Annotated in this window: 4 protein-coding genes; all 4 read left to right on the top strand. The window is 70.6% G+C overall.

The genetic code is table 11. From position 1 onward, the window contains the following. Positions 1–573, top strand: a 573-nt coding sequence (locus VD972_RS29140) for a helicase-related protein (protein WP_324992029.1), incomplete at its 5' end; no start/stop codon positions are given. Between the two features lie 63 nt (positions 574–636). Continuing rightward, positions 637–1,272 carry a protein-L-isoaspartate(D-aspartate) O-methyltransferase gene (locus VD972_RS29135; RefSeq protein ID WP_324992028.1) on the top strand — a complete coding sequence of 212 codons (636 nt, stop codon included), beginning with the start codon at positions 637–639 and terminating at the stop codon, positions 1,270–1,272. Positions 1,273–1,316: 44 nt separating this feature from the next. Next, positions 1,317–1,889 carry a hypothetical protein gene (locus VD972_RS29130; protein WP_324992027.1) on the top strand — a complete coding sequence of 191 codons (573 nt, stop codon included), beginning with the start codon at positions 1,317–1,319 and terminating at the stop codon, positions 1,887–1,889. Further along, a partial coding sequence (locus VD972_RS29125; protein ID WP_324992026.1) for a pyridoxal-phosphate dependent enzyme occupies positions 1,886–2,581 on the top strand: 696 nt, incomplete at its 3' end. The genes VD972_RS29130 and VD972_RS29125, both read left to right, overlap by 4 nt.

Raw genomic sequence — 2,581 nt, 5'->3', positions numbered from 1 at the left:
CAGCAGGTGTTCCCCCAAGCCCGCGTGGGGCTGCTCCATGGGCGCATGAAGCCGGAGGAGAAGGACGCGGTGATGGCGGACTTCCGCGAGCGGCGGATCCACGTCCTCGTGTGCACCACCGTGGTGGAGGTGGGCGTGGACGTGCCCAACGCCTCCGTCATGGTCATCGAGTCCGCCGAGCGCTTCGGCCTCTCGCAGCTCCACCAGCTGCGGGGCCGGGTGGGGCGCGGCGCGGCCGTGAGCCACTGCTACCTGGTGGCCAGCCCCGCCCGCTCCTGGGAGTCCACCGAGCGGCTGGCGGTGATGGAGCACAGCAACGATGGCTTCGTCATCGCCGAGAAGGATCTGGAGATCCGCGGGCCCGGCGAGTTCCTCGGGACGCGGCAGAGCGGCCTGCCGGAGCTCGCCGTCGCCAACCTGGCGCGGGATGGGGATCTGCTCTCGCTGGCCCAGGCCGAGGCCCGGCGCATCCTCGAGCAGGATCCGGATCTGCGAGCCCCCGAGCACCAGGGCCTGGTGAAGGCCCTCGAGGAGCGGTGGGAGGGCCGATTGGCGCTTGCTCGGGTGGGGTAGGGGCGATCCGAACCCTCCCTCGGGCCGCGGGGGATGCGTAAGCTTCCGGAGAGGGGTGCAGCCATGGGAGATCAGGCGCTGGCAGACTTCCTGGAGCGGGAAGGGATCCGTGATCAGCGGGTGCTCGACGCGATCGAGCGTCTGAATCGCGCGGACTTCGTCCCGGAGCAGGCCCGCGCCGCTGCGACCCAGGACTCCCCGCTGCCGATCGGCCACGGGCAGACCATCAGCCAGCCCTATATCGTCGCCCTGATGACTCAGGCCCTCGAGCTCCAGGGGCACGAGCGGGTGCTGGAGATCGGCACCGGCTCCGGCTACCAGACGGCGGTCCTCGCCCTCTTGTGTCGTGAAGTGTACTCCATCGAGATCGTGCCCTCGCTGGCTCGCTCGTCCAGGCGGCTGCTGAGGGAGCTGGGCTTCGAGAACGTCTACCTGCGCGAGGGGGATGGCTCGCTGGGGTGGCCGGCGGCGGCCCCGTTCGACGCGGTGATAGGCACGGCGGCGCCGGAGTCCGTCCCGCCCAAGCTGCTGGGGCAGCTCAAGCTGGGAGGGCGCATGGTGATGCCGGTAGGGTCCCAGAGGGGCAACCAGGAGCTGCTGCGGATCACCCGCACCCGGGAGGGAGAGATCCCTCGGGTCGAGCACCTGCTGCCCGTGCGGTTCGTGCCCATGACGGGGGAGGCCTGGAACCCGGGCTGAAGCGTGCGTTGCCCCCGGGCGCCCTGGCCGATAACGTTCGTCCCATGATCATCTGCCCGGTGTGTGAACACCCGCAGGCCCAAGGGGACGAGTGCGACAACTGTGGCAAGAAGCTCCAGGTGGCGAAGATCGCCGCCGCCGTGGCTGTGCCAACCCTGGCTGAGCTGGAGCAGACCCACCACATGGGCGGCCGTGTGGCGGTAGACGCTCCCGTGATGGCTGAGCTGGACCACACCCGCCAGCAGGCTGGCCCGGATCTGCCAGCCCAGTCGGTGCAGGATCTGGAAGTCACTCGCATGGCGCCGGTCGACAAGGTCAGCGTCGAGGCGGTGCCGGAGCTGGACACGGGCCGCGCGGTGGATGACGGGGTGCGCACGGCGGCGCCCACGGGTGCGGTCGTCTGTCGCTACTGCCGCAACGTCCAGGCCGAGGGCATGGTGTGCGACAAGTGCGGCATGCGGCTGCCCCGTGTGAGGCCCACCGCGGCGGCGAAGGGCCCTGGGGGTGTCTCGGAGGAGGATCTGACCTGGCTGCCGTGCAAGAAGTGCCGCACGCCAACCCGGCCGAACAAGATCTGCACGGTCTGTGGGACGCGCGTCGTGGCGGTCGACGCGTGAGCGCGCCGAACTCGAGCTTCCGCGCGGAGTACGTGTGCAGCGAGGGCTGCGGCTTCCGCGCGTCGCTGTGGGAGGTCATCTACCGCTGTCCCCAGTGCTCCTCGCTGCTGGAGGTGTCGCACGATCTGGAGGCGCTGCGCTCGGTGCCGGCGGCGGAGTGGAAGCGGCGCTTCGAGTCCCGCTTTGGCGCCTCGCGGCTGCCGAACGCCTCGGGGGTGTGGGGCAAGCACGAGTGGGTGTGCCCGGAGCTGCCCGCGGGAGACATCGTCTCGCTGGGCGAGGGGCGGGTTCCGCTCATGCCGCTGCGGCGGATGGCGGCCGAGCTGGGGCTGGCGAGCCTGGAGCTCAAGGAGTGCGGCGTCTCGCCGACGGGGAGCTTCAAGGACTGGGGCATGACGGTGCTGGTGTCCGCGGTGAAGCACCTGCGGGCGCGGGGCGTGCCCATCCGCGCGGTGGCGTGTGCCTCCACGGGGGATACTTCTGCGGCGCTCTCCGCGTACGCGGCGGCGGCGGGGATCCCCTCGGTGGTGTTCCTGCCCAAGGACAAGGTGTCGCTGGCGCAGCTGGTGCAGCCCATTGCGAACGGGGCGCGGGTGCTGTCGCTGGACACGGACTTCGACGGGTGCATGCGGCTGGTGCAGCAGGTGACGGAGGATCGGGAGCTGTACCTGGCCAACTCGATGAACTCGCTG

This window comes from Hyalangium sp. (genome assembly GCF_035629615.1).
GTDB lineage: Bacteria > Myxococcota > Myxococcia > Myxococcales > Myxococcaceae > Hyalangium.
Note: the sequence above shows the minus strand (reverse complement) of the source record. Positions and strands in the feature narration are given on the sequence as shown.